The 22,887-nt window shown below is 68.9% G+C and carries 23 protein-coding genes and 1 tRNA gene; 14 read left to right on the forward strand and 10 right to left on the reverse strand.

Translation table 11 applies throughout. The features are described from left to right. On the reverse strand, nucleotides 1-822 hold the full coding sequence (locus CLV54_RS08550; RefSeq protein ID WP_425430273.1) for a class I SAM-dependent methyltransferase: 822 nt from the start codon (nucleotides 820-822) through the stop codon (nucleotides 1-3). Nucleotides 823-878: 56 nt separating this feature from the next. Here CLV54_RS08550 and CLV54_RS08555 point away from each other — a divergent pair, with 56 nt between their 5' ends. Beyond that, complete coding sequence (locus tag CLV54_RS08555; protein WP_100344561.1) at nucleotides 879-1,631, forward strand: phosphoglyceromutase; 753 nt, start codon at nucleotides 879-881, stop codon at nucleotides 1,629-1,631. A gap of 129 nt (nucleotides 1,632-1,760) precedes the next feature. On the opposite strand, the gene phoU is transcribed toward CLV54_RS08555, so the two are convergent. Continuing rightward, nucleotides 1,761-2,414 carry a phosphate signaling complex protein PhoU gene (gene phoU, locus CLV54_RS08560; protein ID WP_100344562.1) on the reverse strand — a complete coding sequence of 218 codons (654 nt, stop codon included), beginning with the start codon at nucleotides 2,412-2,414 and terminating at the stop codon, nucleotides 1,761-1,763. 184 nt (nucleotides 2,415-2,598) lie between these two features. Here phoU and CLV54_RS08565 point away from each other — a divergent pair, with 184 nt between their 5' ends. From CLV54_RS08565 to CLV54_RS08575, 3 genes are all read left to right on the forward strand, one after another. Then, nucleotides 2,599-3,765 (forward strand): sensor histidine kinase, encoded by a 1,167-nt coding sequence (locus tag CLV54_RS08565; protein WP_100344563.1) that lies wholly within the window; start codon nucleotides 2,599-2,601, stop codon nucleotides 3,763-3,765. Then, nucleotides 3,762-4,442, forward strand: a complete 681-nt coding sequence (locus CLV54_RS08570) for a response regulator transcription factor (RefSeq protein ID WP_100344564.1) — start codon at nucleotides 3,762-3,764, stop codon at nucleotides 4,440-4,442. The genes CLV54_RS08565 and CLV54_RS08570 overlap by 4 nt, the downstream gene beginning before the upstream one ends. Before the next feature lie 231 nt (nucleotides 4,443-4,673). After that, nucleotides 4,674-5,285 carry a Fic family protein gene (locus CLV54_RS08575; protein WP_100344565.1) on the forward strand — a complete coding sequence of 204 codons (612 nt, stop codon included), beginning with the start codon at nucleotides 4,674-4,676 and terminating at the stop codon, nucleotides 5,283-5,285. An 89-nt stretch (nucleotides 5,286-5,374) separates the two neighbouring features. Here CLV54_RS08575 and CLV54_RS08580 read toward each other — a convergent pair whose 3' ends face one another. Continuing rightward, nucleotides 5,375-5,884, reverse strand: coding sequence for a hypothetical protein (locus CLV54_RS08580; RefSeq protein ID WP_100344566.1), 510 nt, complete (start codon nucleotides 5,882-5,884; stop codon nucleotides 5,375-5,377). A gap of 159 nt (nucleotides 5,885-6,043) precedes the next feature. Between CLV54_RS08580 and CLV54_RS08585 the strand changes: the two genes are divergently transcribed. The 4 genes from CLV54_RS08585 to rlmB all read left to right on the forward strand — a co-directional run bounded on the left by CLV54_RS08585 (nucleotide 6,044) and on the right by rlmB (nucleotide 10,314). Continuing rightward, nucleotides 6,044-6,526 (forward strand): CarD family transcriptional regulator, encoded by a 483-nt coding sequence (locus CLV54_RS08585; RefSeq protein WP_100344567.1) that lies wholly within the window; start codon nucleotides 6,044-6,046, stop codon nucleotides 6,524-6,526. 18 nt (nucleotides 6,527-6,544) lie between these two features. Beyond that, nucleotides 6,545-7,735, forward strand: a complete 1,191-nt coding sequence (gene ispD / locus CLV54_RS08590; RefSeq protein ID WP_100344568.1) for a 2-C-methyl-D-erythritol 4-phosphate cytidylyltransferase — start codon at nucleotides 6,545-6,547, stop codon at nucleotides 7,733-7,735. An 81-nt stretch (nucleotides 7,736-7,816) separates the two neighbouring features. After that, nucleotides 7,817-9,253: a cysteine--tRNA ligase gene (gene cysS / locus CLV54_RS08595; RefSeq protein WP_100344569.1), complete on the forward strand. Its 1,437-nt coding sequence runs from the start codon at nucleotides 7,817-7,819 to the stop codon at nucleotides 9,251-9,253. Then, nucleotides 9,250-10,314 carry a 23S rRNA (guanosine(2251)-2'-O)-methyltransferase RlmB gene (rlmB, locus tag CLV54_RS08600; protein ID WP_100344570.1) on the forward strand — a complete coding sequence of 355 codons (1,065 nt, stop codon included), beginning with the start codon at nucleotides 9,250-9,252 and terminating at the stop codon, nucleotides 10,312-10,314. Before cysS ends, rlmB begins: the two co-directional genes overlap by 4 nt. A gap of 12 nt (nucleotides 10,315-10,326) precedes the next feature. On the opposite strand, the gene CLV54_RS08605 is transcribed toward rlmB, so the two are convergent. Further along, nucleotides 10,327-11,616, reverse strand: coding sequence for a DUF4032 domain-containing protein (locus tag CLV54_RS08605; protein ID WP_100344571.1), 1,290 nt, complete (start codon nucleotides 11,614-11,616; stop codon nucleotides 10,327-10,329). A 100-nt stretch (nucleotides 11,617-11,716) separates the two neighbouring features. Beyond that, entirely contained in the window at nucleotides 11,717-12,814 is a 1,098-nt protein-coding gene (locus tag CLV54_RS08610; protein ID WP_100345013.1) for an ABC transporter ATP-binding protein, read from the reverse strand. A gap of 272 nt (nucleotides 12,815-13,086) precedes the next feature. Between CLV54_RS08610 and CLV54_RS08615 the strand changes: the two genes are divergently transcribed. The 3 genes from CLV54_RS08615 (at nucleotide 13,087) to CLV54_RS08625 (ending at nucleotide 14,648) form a co-directional block, all read left to right on the forward strand. Beyond that, complete coding sequence (locus tag CLV54_RS08615; protein ID WP_100344572.1) at nucleotides 13,087-14,016, forward strand: DsbA family protein; 930 nt, start codon at nucleotides 13,087-13,089, stop codon at nucleotides 14,014-14,016. A 288-nt stretch (nucleotides 14,017-14,304) separates the two neighbouring features. After that, nucleotides 14,305-14,380: transfer RNA gene (locus tag CLV54_RS08620), tRNA-Thr, on the forward strand. 19 nt (nucleotides 14,381-14,399) lie between these two features. Further along, nucleotides 14,400-14,648, forward strand: coding sequence for a hypothetical protein (locus CLV54_RS08625; RefSeq protein ID WP_100344573.1), 249 nt, complete (start codon nucleotides 14,400-14,402; stop codon nucleotides 14,646-14,648). A gap of 133 nt (nucleotides 14,649-14,781) precedes the next feature. Here CLV54_RS08625 and CLV54_RS08630 read toward each other — a convergent pair whose 3' ends face one another. The 3 genes from CLV54_RS08630 to CLV54_RS08640 form a co-directional block, all read right to left on the reverse strand. Beyond that, complete coding sequence (locus tag CLV54_RS08630) at nucleotides 14,782-17,865, reverse strand: cell wall-binding repeat-containing protein (RefSeq protein WP_245861605.1); 3,084 nt, start codon at nucleotides 17,863-17,865, stop codon at nucleotides 14,782-14,784. Between the two features lie 475 nt (nucleotides 17,866-18,340). Continuing rightward, nucleotides 18,341-18,832: a DUF1269 domain-containing protein gene (locus tag CLV54_RS08635; RefSeq protein ID WP_100344575.1), complete on the reverse strand. Its 492-nt coding sequence runs from the start codon at nucleotides 18,830-18,832 to the stop codon at nucleotides 18,341-18,343. Nucleotides 18,833-18,929: 97 nt separating this feature from the next. Then, entirely contained in the window at nucleotides 18,930-19,667 is a 738-nt protein-coding gene (locus CLV54_RS08640; RefSeq protein WP_100344576.1) for a YoaK family protein, read from the reverse strand. 116 nt (nucleotides 19,668-19,783) lie between these two features. Here CLV54_RS08640 and CLV54_RS08645 point away from each other — a divergent pair, with 116 nt between their 5' ends. Together CLV54_RS08645 and CLV54_RS08650 are read left to right on the forward strand one after the other, a co-directional pair. Then, complete coding sequence (locus tag CLV54_RS08645; protein ID WP_100344577.1) at nucleotides 19,784-20,791, forward strand: DMT family transporter; 1,008 nt, start codon at nucleotides 19,784-19,786, stop codon at nucleotides 20,789-20,791. Nucleotides 20,792-20,884: 93 nt separating this feature from the next. Then, nucleotides 20,885-21,256 (forward strand): ArsR/SmtB family transcription factor, encoded by a 372-nt coding sequence (locus CLV54_RS08650; protein ID WP_100344578.1) that lies wholly within the window; start codon nucleotides 20,885-20,887, stop codon nucleotides 21,254-21,256. Between the two features lie 58 nt (nucleotides 21,257-21,314). Here the strand turns inward: CLV54_RS08650 and CLV54_RS08655 are convergent, their stop codons facing one another. Further along, nucleotides 21,315-21,866 (reverse strand): nitroreductase family protein, encoded by a 552-nt coding sequence (locus tag CLV54_RS08655; RefSeq protein WP_100344579.1) that lies wholly within the window; start codon nucleotides 21,864-21,866, stop codon nucleotides 21,315-21,317. Between the two features lie 7 nt (nucleotides 21,867-21,873). Continuing rightward, the gene (msrB, locus tag CLV54_RS08660; protein ID WP_100344580.1) at nucleotides 21,874-22,311 is read right to left on the reverse strand and encodes a peptide-methionine (R)-S-oxide reductase MsrB; all 438 of its coding nucleotides are present in this window, start codon (nucleotides 22,309-22,311) and stop codon (nucleotides 21,874-21,876) included. 67 nt (nucleotides 22,312-22,378) lie between these two features. Between msrB and CLV54_RS08665 the strand changes: the two genes are divergently transcribed. Next, nucleotides 22,379-22,882 (forward strand): GNAT family N-acetyltransferase, encoded by a 504-nt coding sequence (locus CLV54_RS08665; protein WP_100344581.1) that lies wholly within the window; start codon nucleotides 22,379-22,381, stop codon nucleotides 22,880-22,882. Nucleotides 22,883-22,887: the final 5 nt, after the last annotated feature.

Below are 22,887 nucleotides of genomic sequence, written 5' to 3' on the forward strand. Positions count from 1 at the left end.
TCACCCGCTCGATGCCCGCGGCGCGACGTCCTGCCACGGCACCGAGACCTCGCCGAGCCGCCAGCGCGAGCGTCGCCCGCCGACGTTCCAGCCGTCGACGAGCAGGCCCTCGACCGTGGCGATCCAGCGCTGCACGGGGCCGTAGCTCGCGAGCGCCGCGTTGTACTGCCAGTGCCGGTCGAGCGCGAGCATCAGCGCATGCACGCCCTCGCCGTCGACGTTGTGGTGGATGAGCGCTTTCGGCAGGCGCTCCGCCACGATCGACGGCTTCTCGAGGCCGGCGAGGCGCAGCGAGATGGTGAGGCTCCGAGGGCCGTCGGCCGCGACATCCACCCAGCTGCAGACGCGCCCGATCTCATCGCAGGTGCCCTCGACGAGCACCCCGCCCGGCTCGAGCCTCGCCTGCATGAGCGCCCAGGCCTGTGCGACCTGCGACTCGTCGTACTGCCTGAGCACGTTGAAGGCGCGGATGACGGTGGCGCCCCGCCCGCCCGGCAGCGGCACCTCGAAGCCGCCGAGTGCGAAGCGCACCCGGGCGTCGGGGGAGAAGCGGCTGCCGCCCGCCCGTACCGTCTCGAGCTGGCTCTCGGCGACCCGCACGCGCTCCGGCGCGATCTCGAGCCCGACGACCTCGAGCTCGGGGCGTACCCGGGAGAGCCGCTCGTGCAGCTCCAGCGTGGTCACGCCGCTCGCACCGTAGCCGAGGTCAACGACGAGCGGATCGGGTGCGTGGCGCAGCGCGGGGAGGGCCTGGATCCAGCGGTCGACACGGCGGAGACGGTTGGTGTTCGTCGTGCCCCTGGTGATGCTTCCGACTGCCACAGGACCATCCAATCATCCGCACCCGGAGGGCACGATCGGATCGCTAGAGTGTAAGCATGTCTGAGCCCTACACTCTCATCCTCCTGCGCCACGGCAACAGCGAATGGAACCGGAAGAACCTCTTCACCGGCTGGGTCGATGTGCCCCTGAGCGAGCTCGGCGTGGCTGAGGCCACTCGCGCGGGCGAGCTCCTCCTCGAGTCCGGGCTCGAGCCCGACGTGCTCTACACCTCGCGCCTCAAGCGGGCCATCTCCACCGCGAATCTGGCCCTGGATGTCGCGGACCGCAGCTGGATCGACGTCAAGCGCTCCTGGCGCCTCAACGAGCGCCACTACGGTGCCCTGCAGGGCAAGGACAAGGTGCAGACCCTCGCCGAGTACGGCCCCGAGCAGTTCCAGACCTGGCGCCGCTCCTTCGATGTGCCGCCGCCCCCCATCGCCGACGACGACGAGTTCTCGCAGGTCGGCGACCCCCGGTACGCCGACCTCGGCGACGGCATTCCGCGCACGGAATGCCTCAAAGACGTCATCGAGCGCATGCTCCCCTACTGGGAGTCCGACATCGCCGTCGACCTGCGCGCCGGCAAGACGGTGCTCGTGACGGCGCACGGCAACTCCCTGCGCGCGCTCGTGAAGCACCTCGACGGCATCTCCGACGACGACATCGCCGAGCTCAACATCCCCACCGGCATCCCGCTCGTCTACCGTCTCGACGAGTCGCTGTCGCCCATCGGCGCGGGCGAGTACCTCGACCCCGAGGCCGCCGCGGCCGGTGCCGCCGCGGTCGCCGCCCAGGGCGAGAAGAAGTAGCCGCTCGTCCTCCTTCCCCCACTCAAAACGACGGAGATCCTGACCAAAACTGCCTGATCCGGTCTGGATCAGGGCGGTTTTGGGTAGGATCTCCGTCGTTTTGAGGTGAGAGAGAAGCGCCGTGGAGGCTCAGGCCTCGTCGGGCACCCAGTCGCCCGTCGCGAGGTACATGACCTTCTTGGCGATCGAGACGGCGTGGTCGGCGAACCGCTCGTGGTAGCGGCTCGCGAGGGTCGCGTCGACTGTGTCGACGGCCTCGCCCTTCCACTTCTCGCCGAGCACCTTGTCGAAGACGCTGAGGTGCAGGTCGTCGATCTTGTCGTCTTCGTTGCGGATGTCCTCCGCGATGTCGGTGTCCTGCGTGCGGAGCAGCTCGGTGAGCTTCTTCGCGATCTCCACATCGAGGCGCCCCATCTCGACGAAGGTGCCGCGCAGGTTCTTGGGAACGACCTTGTCGGGGAAGCGGTAGCGGGCGAGCTGCGCGATGTGCTCGGCCATGTCGCCCATACGCTCGAGGGAGGCGCTGATGCGCAGGGCGCTCACGACGATGCGCAGGTCGCGGGCGACCGGCTGCTGACGCGCGAGGATGTTGATGGCGAGCTCGTCGAGCTCGGTCGCGAGGGCGTCGATCTGCGGGTCGTTGGCGATGACCGTCTCCGCGAGGGTCACATCGGACTCGTTGAAGGCCCTCGTCGCGTTCTCGATCGACTCGGCGACGAGCCCCGCGATCTCCACGAGACGGTCTTGCACCTCACGGAGTTCCTGCTGAAATACCTCACGCATGACTGATTTGCCTTTCCTACCGCGCCGTGGCGCGCAGACGCACGATGCCCGCGTGGCACCGCCGCCAATCCTTTCGATGAGAGGTTAACATCAGGTGCACTCGGCCTGAACACTCTCTGAAGTGGGGCCGCACAAGTCGACGCGTGAAGCGTGACTTCCTCAACCTGTCACTAATCTAGTGGCTATGGACTCCACCTGGCTGGTGCTGCTGTCTCTGGCGCTCGGCCTAGCCGTCGGGGCCGGTTTCGTCGCCCTCCTCTTTATGGCCGCTCACCGAGGCGAACGGGCCGTCCAGGTCGTCAACCCCACGCTTCCCGACGGCATCGATCAGGTCATCGAGGCGCTCGAGTCGGCCGGCGTCGTCGTCGATCCCTCCAACAACGTCGTCAAGGCCTCTCCGGGGGCGCTCTCGCTCGGCCTCGTGTGGAACAACACCCTCGTGCACTCCGAGCTCGTCGCGCTCGCCGATCGCGTGCGACGCAGCGGCGAGGCGTCGTCCGCCGATCTCGAGCTCGCGCGCGGGCCCTTCGGTGAGGCGAGCATCCATCTCTTCGCGCGTGCCGCCCGGCTCGGCTCGCGATACATCCTCGTCGTCGCGGAGGACCACACCGAGGCGCACCGGCTCGACGACGTGCGCCGCGACTTCATCGCCAACATCAGCCACGAGCTCAAGACCCCCATCGGCGCCGTCGGCCTGCTCGCCGAAGCGCTCGCCGAAGCGGCCAACGAGCCCGAGCAGGTCAAGCGCTTCGCGAACCGGCTCACCACCGAGGCCCAGCGTCTCGCCAAGATCACCCAGGAGATCATCGAGCTCTCGCGCCTGCAGGCGCAGGATGCGATCAGCAAGCGCGAGCTGCTCAACGTCGACCACATCGTCGCCTCGGCGATCGACCAGAACCGCGTGATGGCGGATGCCCGCAAGGTCAACCTCGTGAGCGGGGGCGACAAGGGCGCCGAGGTCTACGGCGACGAGCCGCTGCTCATCATCGCCGTGCACAACCTCATCACCAACGCCGTGCACTACTCGCCCGACGGCTCGCGTGTGGGGGTCGGGATCCGCAACGCCGACGGCATCGTCGAGATCGCCGTCACCGACCAGGGCGTCGGCATTCCCGAAGACGACCTCGAGCGCGTCTTCGAGCGCTTCTTCCGAGTCGACCAGGCGCGATCCCGTCACACCGGCGGAACCGGCCTGGGGCTGAGTATCGTCAAGCATGCCGTGCAGAACCACGGCGGCGACATCCGGGTCTGGTCGAGGCCCGGCTACGGCTCAACGTTCACCATCCGGTTGCCCGAGGCATCCCATGCGGCAACCACCACCGGCAGCACCAGCACCAAGGAGAAACAGTGACGCGAATTCTGCTCGTCGAAGACGAAGTGGCGCTGAGCGAACCGCTCAGCTTCCTCCTCGAGCGCGAAGGCTACGAGATCGCCATCGCCGAGGACGGCCCGTCCGCCCTCGCCGAGTTCGATCGGGCGAGTGCCGACCTCATCCTGCTCGACCTCATGCTCCCCGGCATCCCGGGAACCGAGGTCTGCCGCGAGATCCGCACCCGTTCGAGCGTGCCGATCATCATGCTCACGGCCAAGGACTCGGAGGTGGACATCGTCGTGGGGCTCGAGCTCGGCGCCGACGACTACGTCACGAAGCCGTACTCGACGCGTGAGCTGCTCGCGCGCATCCGCGCCGTGCTGCGCAGGCAGGGCGAGCTGGATGTCGCGGACGACGGCATCCTCGAAGCGGGCCCCGTGCGCATGGACACCGAGCGCCACACCGTCAACGTCAACGGGGTCGCCACGGCCATGCCGCTCAAGGAGTTCGAGCTGCTCGAGCTGCTGCTGCGCAACACCGGACGCGTGCTGACCCGCGGTCAGCTCATCGACCGGGTGTGGGGCAGCGACTACTTCGGCGACACGAAGACCCTCGACGTGCACATCAAGCGCATCCGCTCGAAGATCGAGTCGAACCCGTCGGACCCGACGATGCTGCTGACCGTGCGCGGCCTCGGCTACCGCTTCGAGGCGTAGCCCCGCACCCATTCGCGTCTCAAGCAGTGAATTCTTCGGGGTTGATGTCGACGGTTCGGCGTCGGCACTGGAAACTCCGAGTGAAGCAAGCGAAACGACTCAACGAGTCGATCGTGAAGTCGACGATGAAGACTATGAGTATCGAGGGTCGGCAGCCGAAGTCCGAGCCGAAGGTGCGGAACACGGACAACCGCCTGGTGGAGGCTATCAAGTCGTCATCGCGTCACCCTCTTGGCTGACTCCTGGTCGCGTTACACCAACGACACCCCCGCGTCCATCGAGGATGCGGACGCCTTCGTCGACGGCGTCCATTTCGCGACGAAGGATGAGCTCTATCAGGCAGAGGCCCAAGCGCTCGTCGACGTGCGTGTGGAGCTCTATGGAGCGATCACGGGTGGTCAGCTCACACCATTCGACCTGACGGATCGCTTGGTGCTCGAGAAGATCCACATGCAGTACAACGCATCCATCTGGAAGTGGGCCGGAAGAATCCGGGATCGCGAGGTGAGCATCGGGGTCGCCCCCGAGAATATTCGCGAATCCTTATACGGAGAGCTCGACACCCTCCGATGGCAGACCGAGCATCTGGACGAGCTGACCATCTCTCCCGAGTTCATCGCGATGAGCGCGCACCATCACCTGGTCAAGATCCACCCCTTCGTCGATGGCAACGGGCGGATAACCAGGCTTTACTCCGATGCGCTGCTTCTCGCGATGACAGGAGACCGGGTTTTCGACTGGAGTGATGAGCCGGTCTATTTCGATGCGCTCCGCCGTGCCGATCGCACGATGAATGCGGAAGAGCTACTCGAGCTCATCGGTATCCAGCTGCTCGGAGAGTGACGCACACACGAACGACTGAGACCAGCACCGAAGCCTGGGGCGGGTCAGCGGCTGGGCGTCAATCCGGCGCAGAACCCGGCACCGGCGCGCTAGTTCTTCGCGTCGTCGATGACCTTGTCGGTCACAGCGTCGACGGGCGTGAGGTCTTTGTACTCTTCGAGCCCGTTCGTGAGGACCGGCACGAGCAGCTTCTTGCCTGGCTCGTCGCCGTACTGGAAGTAGACCGGGAAGAGCGAGCCCGGCTGCGAGTCGATGTTGCGGAGCACGAAGAGCTGGTTGTCGGGCGTGCCGATCTGCGTGGTCTCGCCCGCGGGAACGGTGACCGAGTCGCTGAACTTCTTGCCGCCGGCCTCGTACTGGATCGTGATCGAGCGGCTCTCGGCGCCCGGGTTCACGAGGGTCACGAGCAGGTTCGCGAGCTCGCCGTTGTCGGAGATGAGGATCGCGTTGCGCACGTCGATCGAGCCGACGTTGCCGCTCACGCCGTCGCTCGCGTCGTAGTGATAGGTCGTCGCCTGAGGTGCGATGAAGCCGCACCCCGTGGTGCCCAGGAGCAGGCCTCCGGCCAGAATGACGGATGCCGCAATACGCGCCTTCACAGATTCCTCCACAATCGTTCCGCAGTGGCCTAGTCTCGCCAACGACTGTGCGGAAATCGCTTCGAGTTTAGCGTAGCGGCTCCCGCGCCCCTCGCCCGCTGCCTCGGGGCGCTATGGACCACTGTGGTATCCTAGAATGCGCTGAAGGGACAACTATTCATGCTTTTTGAGGTTGGCGAAACTGTCGTTTACCCCCACCACGGAGCGGCAACGATTACCGAGGTCAAGAAAAGAATCATCCGGGGTGAAGAGAAGGTCTACCTCAAGCTCAACGTCACCCAGGGTGACCTCACCATCGAGGTGCCCGCTGAGAACGTCGACCTGGTCGGCGTTCGCGATGTGATCGGCAAAGAGGGCCTCGACCGGGTCTTCGAGGTGCTCCGCGCCCCGTTCACCGAAGAGCCGACCAACTGGTCGCGCCGGTACAAGGCGAACCTCGAGAAGCTCGCCTCCGGCGACGTCATCAAGGTCTCCGAGGTCGTCCGCGACCTCTGGCGCCGCGATCAAGACCGCGGTCTCTCCGCGGGTGAGAAGCGGATGCTCGCCAAGGCTCGTCAGATCCTGATCTCCGAGCTCGCTCTCGCCGAGAAGACCGACGAAGAGAAGGCATCGACGGTTCTCGACGAGGTTCTCGCTTCGTAGTCCGGACGCCGTCGTAGCGTGAGCGACGCAACTGTCGCGGTCGTCGTCGTGGCCGCCGGAAGCGGTGCCCGACTGGGCGCTCCCGTGCCCAAGGCCTTTGTGGAGTGCGCGGGCGAGACGATTCTCGCCCGCTCTCTGCGCGCCATCTGGCTGCTGCCCGAACCCGTTCAGGTGATCGTCGTCGCGCCGGCGGCCCAGCTGGAGCTCGCGGGCCGGATCGCACGTGAGAGCTCTGCCGCGGCATCCGCGTATCTGAGCGTGGTCGCCGGCGGGCAGAGCAGGCAGGACTCGGTCGCCGCCGGCCTCGCCGAGCTTGCACCCGGCGTCGAGGTCGTGCTCGTGCACGACGCCGCGCGTGCACTGACGCCCACCGAGCAGTTCGAGCGGGTCATCGCCTTCGTGCGCGAACGGGGCCACGGAGCCGTTCCGGGGCTTCCCGTCTCCGACACCGTCAAGCGCGTCGACGGCCAGAGCACGGTCGTCGAGACCGTCGATCGCGGGCAGCTGCGCGCCGTGCAGACGCCGCAGGGCTTTCCGCGCGACCACCTCACGACGGCATATGCCCGAGCCGTGATGGAGGCGACGGACGACGCGGGGCTCGTGACGGATGCCGGTCTGCCGGTGACGATCGTCGACGGCGACCCGCTCGCCTTCAAGATCACGACCCCCTGGGATCTCCGGCGGGCGGAGGAGCTGCTCGCCCACGACTCCCGGCTCGCCGCTGCGACGCGCACGGGCATCGGCGTCGACGTGCACGCCTTCGCCGCAGGGGGCGATGCCGACGGCGCCGTTCCGCTCTGGCTCGCCGGCCTGCACTGGCCGGGCGAGCGGGGGCTCTCCGGTCACAGCGACGGCGATGCCGCGAGCCACGCGGTGTGCGATGCCCTGCTCTCTGCGGCCGGCCTCGGCGACGTCGGCGGCGTCTTCGGAACCGACGATCCGCGTCTCTCGGGCGCCCACGGCGACGTCTTCCTCGCCGAGACGCTGCGGCGGGTGACGGATGCCGGCTACCGCGTCCTCAACGTGAGCGTGCAGATCATCGGCAACCGCCCCACGCTCGCCCCCCGCCGTGCGGAGGCGGAGGCCGTGCTCTCCGCCGCACTCGGAGCCCCCGTGAGCGTCTCGGCGACCACGAGCGACGGCCTGGGCTTCACCGGGCGCGGCGAGGGAGTCACGGCGATCGCGACGGCGCTGCTCGCGCGCCTCTGAGCTCTCTCGTTCGCACGGCGGTCCTCCTCGCGCATCGCGGCGAGACGAAACATCCCGGGCGACCTTAAGTAGGCTGATCGGGTGCAACTCTACGACTCCAAGGCCCAGGAACTCCGCGACTTCGTGCCCCTCGTCGACGGCGCCGTCGGCATGTACGTGTGCGGTCCGACCGTGCAGTCCTCGCCGCACATCGGGCACCTGCGCTCCGCGCTCGTCTACGACCAGCTGCGCCGCTGGCTCGCCTACAGCGGCTACGACGTCACACTCGTGCGCAACGTGACCGACATCGACGACAAGATCCTCGTCAACTCCGCTGCGAGCTTCGAGCAGAGCGCGGGCGCCGGCGGCGAGGAGTGGTGGGCGCTCGCCTACCGCTACGAGCTCGAGTTCACGGCCGGGTACAACCGTCTCGGCATCCTGCCCCCGACGTACGAGCCGCGGGCGACCGCGAGCATCCAGCGGATGCAGCAGATCATCGCCTCGCTCATCGAGCGCGGTCACGCCTATGCGGCGGCGGACGGCTCGGGCGACGTCTACTTCGACACGCTCTCGTGGGCGAGCTACGGCGAGCTCACCCGGCAGAGGGTCGACGACATGGCACCGGCCGCCGACGCCGATCCTCGTGGCAAACGCGACCCGCGCGACTTCGCGCTCTGGAAGGGCCACAAGCTCGACGAGCCCGTCTCGGCGTCCTGGGAGTCCCCGTGGGGCGCCGGGCGGCCCGGCTGGCACATCGAGTGCTCCGCGATGTCGGCGAGCTACCTCGGCGAGACCTTCGACATCCACGGCGGCGGTCTCGACCTGCGTTTCCCGCACCACGAGAACGAGCTCGCCCAGTCGGGCGCTGCGGGATACGGCTTCGCGCAGTACTGGGTGCACAACGGCCTCGTGCACGTCAACGGGCAGAAGATGAGCAAGTCGCTCGGCAACTCGATCTTCGCCGCCGACTTCCTCGAGATGGCGCGCCCCCTGGTCGTGCGCTACTTCCTCGGCGCAGCGCACTACCGCTCGACGATCGACTACCACGAGGGCGCGCTCGAGGAGGCCGAGGCCGCGCTCGAGCGCATCGAGGGCTTCCTCGACCGGGCGCAGCGCCGGCTCGCCGGAACCCGCTTCGAGGCGGAGGCGGGCACGGAGGTTCCCGAGGCCTTCCGCGCGGCCATGGACGACGACCTGTCGATCCCCGAAGCGCTCGCGGTTCTGCACGAGACGGTGCGCGCGGGCAACGCCGCTCTCGACGCCGAAGACCTCGGCGCGGCGGCATCCGGCTACACTCAGGTGACCGCCATGACCGATGTGCTCGGCATCAACCCCTTCGCACCGCAATGGCAGACCACAACGGATGCCCCGGCCCTTGCCGCTCTCGGAGCGCTCGTCGATCGGCTTCTCGCCGAACGCGACGAGGCTCGTACGAGCAAGGATTACGCGCGGGCGGACGGAATCCGCGCGGAGCTCGCGGCGGCCGGAATCGTTATCGAAGACACCCAGGCGGGTGCCCATTGGAGTCTTGAACAGTGAAAAATCAGGGATCGAAGAAGCCGGGGCGCCCCGGTGCCGTCCGCAAGATCGCCCGGGGCCCGCAGGTCGGCTCGGGCGGCCAGGGTCGTCAGGCCCTCGAAGGCAAAGGGCCGACGCCCAAGGCGGAGGACCGCCCGTACCATCCGGCAGGCAAGCGCAAGGCGGCGAAGGAGCGCTTCGTCGCCGCGGGCGGTCGCAGGACACCCGGTGCGCCGCAGCGGTCGAGCGCCGGTGGCAACACGGGCGGCAGCGGCGGATCCGGCTACGGCTCGGACTCGGGTGAGCGCGGGCCGCGCAGGCCCCGTCAGGCCGACGAGAGCGAGATCGTCACCGGCCGCAACTCGGTCGTCGAGGCGCTGCGCGCGAAGATCCCCGCGACCGCCCTGTACATGGCCGCTCGACTCGAGATGGACGAGCGGGTCAAGGAGACCCTCTCCCTCGCCAACAAGGCGGGCATCCCCATCCTCGAGGTCATGCGACCGGAGCTCGACCGCATCGCCGGCCGGGACTCCGTGCACCAGGGCGTCGCGCTCAAGGTTCCCGCCTACGAGTACGCGCACCCCGTCGACCTGCTCGAGAAGACGATCTCGGCGGGCAGGGTTCCGCTCTTCGTGGCGCTCGACGGCATCACCGACCCGCGCAACCTCGGTGCGATCATCCGCTCGACGGCGGCCTTCGGCGGCGACGGCGTCATCGTTCCGCAGCGTCGCTCGGTGGGCATGACGGCGTCGGCATGGAAGACCTCGGCCGGGGCGGCGGCGCGCACGCCCGTCGCGATGGCCTCGAACCTCACCCAGACGCTCAAGGCCTTCAAAGAGCAGGGCGTGTTCGTGCTGGGCCTCGACGGCGGCGGCGACGTGAGCCTGCCGGGCCTGAGCTTCGCCGACCGGCCGGTCGTGATCGTCGTCGGCAGCGAGGGCAAGGGGCTCTCGCGGCTCGTCACCGAGACCTGCGACGCGATCGTGTCGATCCCCATCACCACGGCGACCGAGTCGCTCAACGCCGGCATCGCGGCGAGTGTCACCCTCTACGAGATCGCGAAGCTGCGCGCCCAGAAGTAGCGAGGCGGCGCCTCAGACCTTGAGGCGCCAATCCTCGTCGCTCTCCTCATCGATGACCGAGATGGGCATCGTGAAGGTGCCCGTCGGCGGGTCGATCACGGTCGCCTCGTCGCGCCGGTGGCGCAGCACGTTGTTGACGTAGGAGGTGACCGCCTCGGCGAGAGGCACGTCGCGCCCCTGCTCCTGCGAGATGTACCAGCGGTGGTCGAGCAGCTGGTGGAAGACCTCGGCGGGCTCGAGCTTGCCTTTGAGCTCTTTGGGGATCGCCCGTACGATCGGCTCGAACACCCGCATGAGCCACTCGTGGGCGACCATCTCCTCGTCGAGATCCTGCTTGCCGACCGTCGCAGAGTAGGAGTCGAGGTCGTTGAGCAGGCGCCGGGCCTGGTTCTCCTGCGCGTCGAGGCCAGTGAGGCGCAGCAGACGGCGCTGGTGATGGCCGGCATCCACGACCTTCGGCTGGATGCGCACGGTCGTGCCCGACTCATCCGTCTTGATCGCGAGCTCTTCGATGTCGAAGCCGAGGTCGTTGAGGCGGTCGACGCGCTCGCTGATGCGCCAGCGCTCCGAGGAGGCGAACGACTCGCTGCCCGTGAGCTCCTTCCAGAGCACCCGGTAGGCGGCGACGATGCCCTCGCTCACCTTGATCGGATCGAGGTCTTCGTCGGCCCGGCCGCCGGCCTCGAGATCCATGAGCTCGCCGGCGATGTTGACGCGGGCGATCTCCAGGTCGTTCTCGCGCTGGCCGTTCGAGAGGCCGCCGTCGTACAGCTGACCTGTCTCGGCGTCGACGAGGTAGGCGGCGAATGCACCGGCGTCGCGCCGGAAGAGCGTGTTCGAGAGCGAGACGTCGCCCCAGAAGAAGCCGACCATGTGCAGGCGCACGAGCAGCACGGCGAGGGCGTCGACGAGGCGGGTGGCCGTGTCGGGTCGCAGCGTCTGCGAGAAGAGCGCGCGGTAGGGCAGCGAGAACTTGAGATGCCTGGTCACGAGCGCCGAGCGCAGGGGAGTGCCGTCGGCATCCGTTCGCCTGCTGATGACGGCCACGGGGTCGACGCAGGGGATGTCGACGCGTTGCAGGGTGCGCAGCATCTCGTACTCGCGCTTGGCCATCTCGTCCGTCGTCTCCTTGATGGCGACGACGGAGCCGCCCAGGTTGGCGAAGCGCACGAGGTGGCGCGAGATGCCTTTCGGCAGCAGCGCGATCGTGTCGGTCGGCCAGAGGTCGAGGGGGAGATCCCACGGCAGGTCGAGCAGTTCGGGCTCGACGGTTGCGGCGGTGATGTTCAATGAACCGCTCATAGTGCTTAAAGAGTAACGCCGGCCGGATGCCGCGGACTCTCGTCCGCGTGCGACCCGACCGGCGCTACCACCTGTCAGCTGACGCTTCGCGCGCTCCCGACTAGTCGATGACCGCGTCGCCCAGGCGGAGGCCGCCCTCGGCGTCGAAGACGTGCACGTGGCCCGTCTTCGGGGTGATGTACACCTTGTCGCCCGCGTTGGGGTGGATGCGACCGTCGACGCGCGCGACGATGTCGGTGCGCTTGCCGTCGATCTCGGTGTGGCCGTAGAGGTAGCCGTCGGCGCCGAGCTCCTCGACGAGGTCGACGTTCACCTCGAGGCCCTGGCCTGCGGTGGTCGTGACGACGACGTCTTCGGGGCGAACGCCGATCGTGACGAACGTGCCGGTCGCGCCGGCGAGCACGTCGCGCTCGATCGGGACGACCGAGCTGCCGAACTGCACTCCGCCGTCGACGATGTCGGCGTGGAAGAGGTTCATGGCCGGGCTGCCGATGAAGCCCGCCACGAAGACGTTGACCGGCTTCGCGTACAGGTCGCGCGGGGTTCCGACCTGCTGCAGCACGCCGTCCTTGAGCACCGCGATGCGGTCGCCCATGGTGAGCGCCTCGGTCTGGTCGTGCGTCACGTAGACCGTGGTGACCCCGAGGCGGCGCGTGAGCGACGCGATCTGGGTGCGGGTCTGCACACGGAGCTTGGCGTCGAGGTTCGACAGCGGCTCGTCCATGAGGAACACCTGAGGGCTGCGCACGATCGCGCGGCCCATGGCGACGCGCTGACGCTGACCACCCGAGAGGGCCTTCGGCTTGCGGGCCAGGTAGGGCTCGAGGTCGAGGAGCTTCGCGGCCTCGAGGACGCGCGAGGCGCGCTCGTCTTTGTTGACGCCGGCGATCTTGAGCGCGAAGCCCATGTTCTCGGCGACCGTCATGTGCGGGTAGAGCGCGTAGTTCTGGAAGACCATGGCGATGTCGCGGTCTTTCGGGGGAACGTCGGTGACGTTGCGCTCACCGATGAAGATGTTGCCGTCGTTGACCTCTTCGAGACCCGCGAGCATTCGCAGGGAGGTCGACTTTCCGCAACCGGAGGGGCCGACGAGAACGAGGAACTCGCCATCGGCGATGTCGAGCTCGAGCTGGTCCACGGCGGGGCGGGTGGAACCCGGGTAGAGACGGGTTGCCTTGTCATAGGTGACAGTTGCCACGTTGTTCTTCTCCTTCACCGGCAGGTACGTGCCGGACGATCCGTTGTGAATGGAATTGGTGGTGCTGTGAACACCCCGCTTGTGGGCGACGGTGTCCACCGCCTTCCAGTATGGCACGCTGTAAAGGGTGCGCTGAACGACAGGATGCCCTGCACACGGCCCGATTTCAGGCCCCGTTTGGTCATTTCACAGAGTGGCGTTCTACTATCGTCTGTGCGCCGTCCTCCAGTGACTCTGCGCATGTACCCCCACGTACTCGGAGTGAGCAATCGATGACCAACGGCGGACCCGGCGACAGTCGTCCCACCAGAAATGAACGCCGCGAGGCAGCACGCGAGAAGGCAAAGGCGCTTCGCGAGCAGCAGCGGAAGAAAGACCGACGCAACAAGGTGCTGCTGCAGGGCGGGCTCATCGTGGTCGCCATCGCCATCATCGCCGGCGTCGGTCTCATCATCGCGCAGGCCGTGCGCCCGCCCGGCCCCGGCCCCGCGAACATGGCGAGCGACGGCATCGTCATCGGCGAGGGCATGACCGCGCAGACCACTGCCGCCCTCCAACCCGACGCGACCCCGACCCCGAGCACGGCCGACCCCGAGTCGGGCGTCGTCGACATCCAGATCTACGTCGACTACCTGTGCCCGTTCTGCGGCCAGTTCGAGGCGACCAACTCGGAGCAGATCGCCGGCTGGGTCAACGACGGGGCCGCGACGATCGAGATCCATCCGGTCGCGATCCTCACGAGCAAGTCCGCGGGCACCCAGTACTCGTTGCGGGCCGCGAACGCCGCCGCCTGCGTCGCGAACTTCTCGCCCGACAGCTTCTACGCCGTGAACGCCGCGCTCTTCGCCAATCAGCCCGAAGAGGGCACGGCCGGCCTCAGCAACGACGAGATCAAGAAGGTCGTCGCGGATGCCGGAGCAGCACCCACCTCGTCGATCGACAAGTGCATCGACGACATGCAGTTCAAGTCGTGGGTCGTCGATGCGACCGACCGCGCCCTCGCCGGGCCGATCCCGAACTCCGACGTGCCCTCGATCACGGGCACGCCCACGGTGCTCGTGAACGGCAAGCAGTACACGGGCTCGCTCGACGACCCCAACGAGTTCTCGGCCTTCGTGCTGCAGGCCGCGGGTGAGACCTACTCGACCTCGACCCCGAGCCCGACGGACACGCCGGCTCCCGAGTCGACGCCTGCGCAGTAGTCTCTCGCGAGCCGGTTTCACGCACAGGCTCGACGCACGACCCTCGACGCACGACCCTCGACGGGCGCCCACTCTCCGGAGCGGGCGCCCGTCGCCGTTTGTGCGGGGCGCCGATCGTCCGGATGTCGCGACGGCGCAGTTTCGGCCGACACGCAGGTCGCGTGCCGCCGGGCAGCGGCGTGTCGCGGGAAACTGCGCCGTCGCGACATCCTGCCGCTGTGTCGTCCGCGAGCGGCCCGGGCGTTTGGGAGGCGACCGCGCAAACCCATAAGATGGGCGTGGTCATCTGCCGGCCTGGCGCAATTGGTAGCGCACCGCTCTTGTAAAGCGGGGGTTACGGGTTCAAGTCCCGTGGCCGGCCCCACATAACACTGGTCCAGCAAGTGAATGCCGGCCCCCTATGGATTCAAGCCCAGCGTTTACCCGTCGCGAGCGTCGACGGCATCGCGGCGGAGGCCGGCCTCACCCCGGACGAGGGCGACACCCTCAGCGGCATCTACAGCGAGTCGCAGGTTTCGTCGCTGCGCACGGCGTTCTTCGCCCTCATCGTGATCGTCCTGCTCTCGCTGCTGTTCTCGCGGGGGATCCCGTCGGAGGTCCCGGGTCGACGCGACCGCACGACGGTGAGCTAGAAGGCTCGTACCGGCTGCGGGGAGGAGCGGGAGGAACAGGACGGGTTCGCGACACCCTGCCTGGCGGCATCCGCTCTGCCGTCGTGTCGCGAACCCGGCCTGCTCCGAACCCGGCCTGCTCCGCCGCCTCGGCCTACCGGCACGCCGTGAGGCTCTGCACCGCGGGGCTCAGCACGGAGGTTCCGCCGAAGAGCGTGACCTTCGTGGCCCCGAGGCGTTCGATCCCGGCGAGAACGCCCTGGTCGACGCAGTTCGTGGGCGTGAGGTAGAGGGGCACGTCCTTCCAGCCGGCCAGGGCGGCCCCGACGAGTGCGTCGGCGAAGCCCGTTCCGGTCGCCAGGAAGACCGTCTCGCTCGAGCTGAAGGCGTCGAGGTTGATGGCTGCGGCCGTCGCGTAACGGTCGGCTCCCGCGTTGCGCTTCACGGATGTCGCGCCGAGCTTCGCCGTGAGGGATGCCTCGATGCCCGCGCTCACCGCGGAGGTTCCGCCGGCGATCTTCGCCGTCGTCACGCCGAGGCTCGTGAGCGCCGCCGAGCTCGCGGCGTCGAGGCTGCCGCTCCCGCCCGGGATCAGCAGCACAGGGCCGCCGACATGCGCGGCCGCGGGGGACGCCGAGAGGGCGTCGGGGAAGTTCGCCCCGGAGGCCACGTACGCCGTAGCCGCGCTCGAGCCGAAGGCGTCGAGTGCGATCGCCCGCGAGGTCGCATACCGGTCGTCGCCGGAGATCCTGGTCGTGGGGGCGATCCCGTTCAGCTGGGCGCGCACCGCGTCGGACACCGAGGCCGTGCCGCCCACGACGACGATCTTCGCCGGGCGCAGTCGCACGATCTCGGCCCGGACATCCGCGGGCAGCGAGCCCTGCGTCGTGAGCAGCAGCGGGGAGTCGAAGTGCGCGGCGGCGGGCGACGCGCTCAGGGCGTCGGCGAAGCCCAGCCCGTTGGCGACGTAGACGCGCGCGACACCCGGCGCGTACGCCTTCGAGACCTGCACGGCGGTCGCGAACCGGTCGCTTCCGGCCGTGCGGTCGGCGACGACCGGGTCTTTGGTCACGGCCGCCGTGGGTGCGGAGGTCGCCGTCGCCGTCGTATAGCCGGAGGCCGTGCCGGTGACGCGCACGGAGAGCGTCTTGGCGATGTCGGCCGCCACCGGGGTGTACGAGGCGGAGGTCGCGCCGGCGATCGTCTGCCCGCCCCTCAGCCACTGGTAGCCGAATGCAGCCGCCGGGCTCCACGTTCCGGGCGTCACCGTGAGCGCGGCTCCGATCTTCGCGAGCCCCGAGATCACCGGCGTGCCGGGCGTGATCGTGCCGGGCGCGACCGTAGCGGTCGGCGTCGAGGTCGCCGTGGCGGTGGCGTAGCCGGGCGCCGAGCCGGTCACCCGCACCGAGACGGCGGTGGCGACGTCGGCCGGGGTGAGGGCATAGGTGGCGGATGTCGCGCCGGCGATGTTCGCGCCGCCCCGCAGCCACTGGTAGGCCAGGGCCGCCGTGGGCGGGGTCCAGGAGCCCGGTGCGGCCGTCAGGGTCGACCCGACCTTCGCGAGGCCGGAGATCGACGGCGTGCCCGGCGTGATCGTGCCCGCCGCGACGACCGCCGTGGGCAGCGAGGTCGCGGAAGCGGACGCCGGCACGAAGCCGGGCGCCGAACCGGTCACGCGTACCGAGACCGCTGCCGCGGCATCCTCGGCCGTGAGCGTGTAGGTGGCGGAGGTGGCGCCCGCGATGTCGGCCCCGCCGCGCAGCCACTGGTAGGCGAGCGTGGCCGTCGGGGGAGCCCAGGTGCCGGGAACGGCCGTGAGCACCGAGCCGACCTGCGCGGTTCCGGTGATCGTGGGGGTCGCCGGCACGAGGTCGCCCGGAGCGCCCACGGTGTCGTAGAGCGCGTAGTCGTCGGTGGTCAGCTGGCCGTTCTGGAAGAGGTTGAGCCCGAAGCTGATGCCGGTGGTGCCGGCGGGCACGGGGCCGGTCGTCCACACGGCCTGGGTGTATGCGGGGCTCGCGGCGAACCAGGGGCTCGAGGTCCAGTAGGTCCAGGCGCCGAGGCTGTTGCGGATGTGCACGTCGAACTGGGTGGGCACCGTCGAGGTGTACCAGGCGCGCAGCGAATAGCTGTGGCCGGGCGTCACCGTCGGGGCGCAGTCGCCCTGGTCGAAGGTGGGAAGGAGCTTGCCGTCGCCGCTGGCCCAGTTCGTCACGACGAGCTGCTCCGCGGCGTTGCCCGTGCGGCCGGGGGAGACGGTCGTGAAGGTGCGGGTATTGTCGCCGAAGCCGGCCGTCGACCAGCACTGCGGCACACCGTTCACGCCCGCCGTCTCGAGGCCCGGGTTGTTGACGCCGTTGACGCCGGGGCCGGGGGCCGGGGGCACGGGGGAGCCGACGAGATCCTTGACCGGGCCGCCGATCACCTGGCCGACCGTCTTGACCACCGTGTTCTCGGCCGCGGCGCGCGGCGCCAGCCAGGCGGCGAACTCCTGGAAGAGCTCCGGGGTGATGGCGAGCGTGTCGCAGCCTGCGGCGCACACCCGGTGGAAGGTGAGCTGCACCCAGCCGCCGCCGTCGTTCTCGGCGTTCATGACGGTGTTCTGCAGGTCGGCGAGGGTCCAGGTGGAATCGACCTGGTCGGCGGCCCGGGTGTAGAAGGGGTCTTCGGGGGTGAAGGACTCGGAGTAGCCGCAGCCGGAGCATCCGAACCGGGTGTCGAGATCTCCGAGGCCGCGGCCGCTGTTGTAGCCGCAGTTCTCGACGGCGGTCTCGGCGGCATCATTGATCGATGCATAGGGGTAGGCGAAGCTCGTGACGGATGTGAAACCCCAGTCGAACAGGGTCGCCCGGCTCATGCACGCCTCGCGCGCGGCCTCGGTGGGGGAGATGAGCGTCATGTCGGGGTGGGTGACGGTGTGGCTGCCGATCTCGTGCCCGCTCGCGGCGAGGCCGGTGAGCTGGGCCCTCGTGAAGTAGCCGGGGGCATCCACGTAGCCGGTGATCGTGTAGAACGTGCCCTTCATGCCGAAGTCGTCCATGATGTCGACGGCGGCCATCTGGTCTTCGTTGGAATCGTCGAAGGTCAGGCTCACGACGGTCTGCGGATCGGTGATGGCGGTTTTCACCACCGAGGTCGCGGCCTGGGCCGCCACGGGCGCGAGCGACATCGCGATGACGACTCCGGCCAGAAGTGCTGTGCTGCGCAGCAGGATGCCGCGTCCGTTTGACGATTGCATGTTCACGGGTCTCGCTCCTCGGCTGCCTCGGGTCGGGCTGCAGCGGGCCTGAGCGCACTGCGAGCCGGTCGGGTACCGGCTCCGTGCGTTCGGCATCAGTCTTGAACCTGGCCTCGGCACCGGCAACGATTCGTGACGACTGTGCGGCTTCGCGCAGGGCTGCGCCGTAAAGGATGCGGTTAACCGCGGCGGGCCGCTCGCGGCTCGCGGTTTGCCCCGGCCGGTGGTGTGCCCAGCACGAGGGTCACGGCCTCACCCCCTCGTGCTGGGCTCACAACGACGGAGATTCCGCCCGATTTCCGGGTTTTGAGGGCGAAAAGGTGCTCTGTGAGCGATTTCTCCGTCGTTTTGAGTGGAGGTGAGGTGGGGTGGGGTGGGAGCGGGGGTGGGGCGGGAGCGAGTGAGGAGAGCGGCCGGGACGACGAAGGGTGCGCTCCCCAGCGGGGAACGCACCCTTCGTGTGGTGCTCGAGGCTCTAGTTGCCCGAGAGGTCGTGCGCGAGCTCGCGCTCCTCTTCGGCCGAGAGCGAGGTCTTGATGACCTCTCCGCCGAACGGCGCGAGGGCCGCGGCGAACTTGTCCTCGGTGAGCTTGGTCGCGTAGACGACGACGGCCGACTTGCCGGCGCTGACGGTGCTCTTCACCTGGTTGCGGAACTCCGAGTCGACACCCGTCTTGTCGAGGCCGGCGAAGAGCGCGCCGAACGCGCCGCCGATGACGAGGCCGGCGAAGGGGATGAAGAACAGGAGGCCGAGCAGGGTGCCGAAGAGGGCGCCGGTGGCGGCGCTCAGGCCGATGATGCTGCCGGAGTTGGGGGTCGAGACGTGCGTCTTGCCCTCCGCGTCGACCTTGACGAGAGCGAGCCCGGCGAGCTCGACGACGAGATCGGTCTGCAGCTTCTGGATCTCGTTGTACGCGCTCTCCGCGTTGCTCTCCTCGTCGTAGGCGATGACGATCAGATCGGCCATGTGAGTGGTCCCTTCGTGGTTGATTCCCCTGTACTCGAAAGAGCATAGGCGAATCGCGAGCCCGCGTCAGGGGGCCTCGGGTGAATGTTTCCGTGCGCTACGGAGCCGTCGGAGGGGCCGTGTCCGGAGCCGTCGGGGAGGCGTCATCCGCGTCGTCGACGGTGTCGCGCCGCACGTGACCGACCACGGCGACGGTGAGGGTGATGGCGGCCGCGATGCCGAGGCCCAGGGCGATGTGCACGTGCAGCGCGGCGGCCCCGCAGAGCGCGCCGAGGCCGATCAGCAGGACGGCGGCCGCGCGGCGCCTCCACGGCTGCTTCTTGTCGCCGCCGAGCACCGAGTCGGCGGCGAGGCCGGTGAGGGTCGACGTCACGACGACGGTCGTGACATCCTTCACCGCGATGTGCCGCGCGGTGCCGGCCTGCATGCCCATCGCGAAGCCGAGCGCGCCCGTCACGATGTACTGCAGGGTCTGCGGCATGTCGCCGACGACTGCCGTCATGACCGTGAGTGCGAGGATGATGGCGGCCACGGCCGTGAAGAGCCAGGTCGAGTGGATGGTCCAGCCCGCGGCGATGGGCCGAAGCACCCGCCCGGCCACCGTCGCGCCCAGCATAAAGCAGAGCAGCGCGATGACCGGGCCGACGACGGGCAGGTCGTCGGCGCCGAGAAGGCCCATGCCGAGGATGACGACGTTGCCGGTCATGTTGCCGGTGAAGACCCGGTCGAGGCCGAGATAGCCGACCGCGTCGACGAGGCCCGTCGAGAAGGTCAGCGCGAGCATGAGCGTGAGGTGCAGCCGCTCGGGGGGCTTGACGGCAAGGGCCTGATCCATGCGAGTTTCCTTCCGGCCGGCGACACCGTGCCGTGCCCCGGCGACCGTAACGGGCGGGGCCGAGGGTGCTCCCCCTCGCGTCGAACCGCCTGTTCCGCCGACCTAAGCTTGAGGATATGACCAATCCCCCCTCCGCCGGGGCTTCGCCGGCGGCCCGGCGTCGGCGCGTGCCTTCGGCCTGGCTCGGCCTCGTGTTCGCCGTCGTCTGCGGAGCCCTCGTCGCCCTGCAGACGCGCATCAACGGCGAGCTCGGCGTGCGGCTCGACGACGGGTTCACGGCTGCGGTCATCTCGTTCGGCAGCGGTCTGCTCATCCTGGCCGTCGTGATGGCGTTCTGGCCGGCCGGTCGTCGCGGTCTGGGGGTCGTGGCGTCGGAGCTGCGCCGGGGCCGCCTGCCGTGGTGGTCGGTGCTCGGCGGCGGCGCCGGAGCGTTCCTCGTGCTCTCGCAGGGCATCGTGGCGGCGGCTCTCGGCGTCGCCCTCTTCACCGTCGCGATCGTCGCGGGGCAGACCGTGAGCGGGCTCGTGCTCGACCGTGTCGGCTTCGGCCCGGGTGGCCGGCGGCCTGTCACGCTGCCGCGACTGCTCGGCGCCGTGCTCGTGCTCGTGGCGGTCGGCTGGGCGGTCTCCGATCAGCTGCAGCACGACGTGCCGTTCTGGATGCTCCTGCTCCCGCTCATCGCGGGCGTCGGCCTCGCCTGGCAGCAGGCCGTCAACGCCCGGGTGCGCATCGTCGCCGACAGCGCCCTGACGGCGACGTTCATCAACTTCCTCGTGGGCACCGTCGTGCTCGTGATCGCGATGCTCGTGCACGCGCTGTCGGCCGGCTGGCCCGACGCCCTGCCGAGCGACCCCTGGTTGTATCTGGGCGGTGCGATCGGCACGGTCTTCATCGCGGGCGCGGCCGTGCTCGTGCGGTCGACGGGCGTGCTGCTCTTCGGCCTGGCCTCCGTCGCGGGGCAGCTCCTCGCGGCGCTGCTGATCGATGCGACCTCGCCGACGGCGGCGCAGGCGATCGATGGCGCGACGATCGGCGGCACCCTTCTCGCCGTCGTCGCGGTGGTGATCGCCGGCATCCGGTGGAGGCGGCGGGCGAGCCCCGCTGCCGGCAGTGCGCCTCGCTGATCCGTATGCCCCGCTGATCCTCGGGGAGCCCTTGACATGCCGCGGGCCTGCGCTAATCTATAACCATTCGCTTCCAAAACGAAATGGTTATGAATGTCGAACGATGAACTGAGCAGCGTCTTCGCCGCACTCGCCGATCCGACCCGCCGCGCCATCCTGCACCGGCTCACGCAGGGCGACGCGAACGTGGCCGAGCTCGCCGAGCCCTTCGCGATGAGTCAGCCCGCCGTCTCCAAGCACCTCCGGGTGCTCGAGGGCGCCGGGCTCATCTCGCGCAGCAAAGTCGCCACCGCCCGGTACAGCCACCTCGAGGCCCGGCCGCTGAAGGAGGCGACGGACTACATGGAACGGTTCCGCCGCTTCTGGAACAGCAGCTTCGACGAGCTCGACGCCGCCCTCGCCGCCCACACGGCCGACGAGGCCGAGCGCGCAGGGGCAACCGATGGGGAGAAGAACGACGACTGAGCAGGCCCCGCCGACGTGACCGACCGCGACGTCTACATCACCCGCCGGGGAGACCGAGCTAGTCGAGCACGGTCAGGAACTTGGCGGCGTCGACGGTCTTGACGCGCGTCTCGCGGTCGCGTTCGGGCACGCCGCCCACGTAGAGCCAGCCGAGCAGCTGCTCGTTCTTCGCGAGGCCGTGCATCTTCTCGACCGGCTTCGTGCGCGTGTACTCGCCGGTGCGCCAGAAGACGCCCCAGCCGGCCTCGTCGAGCAGCAGGCTCAGGGTGTGGGCGACGCCGGAGGCGACGGCCGACTGCTCCCACTTCGCCACCTTGCGGCTGGGGTGGTGCGAGACGACGATCGCGAGCAGGAGCGACGCTCGCAGCGGTTTCGCCGCGAGCTTCTCGGCCTCCGAGCCGCGGGCGTGGGCACCCTTCGCGAGCGCCGCGCCGAGACGATTGCGCGCGTCGCCGCGCAGCTCGATGATGCGCCACGGCTCGAGCGAGCTGTGGTCGGCGACACGGCCGGCCGCCGCCACGAGGGGCAGCAGCTCCTCGTGGCTCGGGGCGTCGTCTGTCACCCGCGAGTGCGAGCGACGGCGTGCCGCGGCATCCAGGGCCGATGTCACCGTGCGCCTACTCCGCCGGCGTGAAGCCGAGGGCGAGGGAGTTCATGCAGTAGCGGTCGCCCGTGGGGGTGCCGAAGCCGTCGGGGAAGACGTGGCCGAGGTGGGAGTCGCAGTTCGCGCAGCGCACCTCGGTGCGCACCTCGCCGAGCGAGTGGTCTTCGAGCAGGCGGACAGCGGTGGGGTCGACCGACTCGTAGAAGCTCGGCCAGCCGCATCCGGAGTCGAACTTGGTGCCGCTCTTGAAGAGCTCGGTGCCGCACGCCGCACACGTGTAGAGGCCGGCGCGGCTCTCGTCGAGCAGTTCGCCCGTCCACGGGCGTTCCGTCGCGGCCTCGCGCAGCACGGCGTATTGCTCGGGGCTGAGCTCTTCGCGCCACTGCTCGTCGGTCTTCGACGCGGGGCTAGCCTGGGCCACGGAGCTGTCCGGAGACACGGAGTCGTTCATCGGGGTTCCCTTCGGGAGACGTTTCGGACGCACGGCAGCGACCACCTATAAGACTAAACTCGCACGGGTGCCGCACAATTCCGTTTTTCGAAAGTCGTGGAGCGAACTCACGACCGACGAGGTCTACGAGATAGCCCGGCTTCGCACGAACGTGTTCTATCGCGAGCAGCACGTCGACGACGACGAGCTCGACGGCCGGGACCGCGAGTCGCACACCGTGCACGTCTGGATCGGCGACGAGCGCGGTGCCGCCGCGTATCTGAGGGTGCTGCGCGATGCGGTTCCCGAGCACCGGGACGCTCGCACCGTCATCGGTCGCGTCGTCGTCCGCGCCGATCGCCGAGGCGAGGGGCTCGCCCAACTCCTGATGGACGAGGTGCTGCGGACCATGGGGGAGTCGCCCATGCTCCTGCACGCCCAGGAGTACATCACGCCGCTCTACGCGAAGTTCGGCTTCGTGCCGTTCGGCGAGGTGTACGAGGAGGCGGGGATCCCGCATCTCTCGATGTACAGGGGCGGCGCGGCATCCGACGCGCGCGGTGCCGGAACACATACCGGGAAGCAACCCTAAGGTTA

Source organism: Compostimonas suwonensis (assembly GCF_002797855.1).
Taxonomy (GTDB): Bacteria; Actinomycetota; Actinomycetes; order Actinomycetales; family Microbacteriaceae; genus Compostimonas; species Compostimonas suwonensis.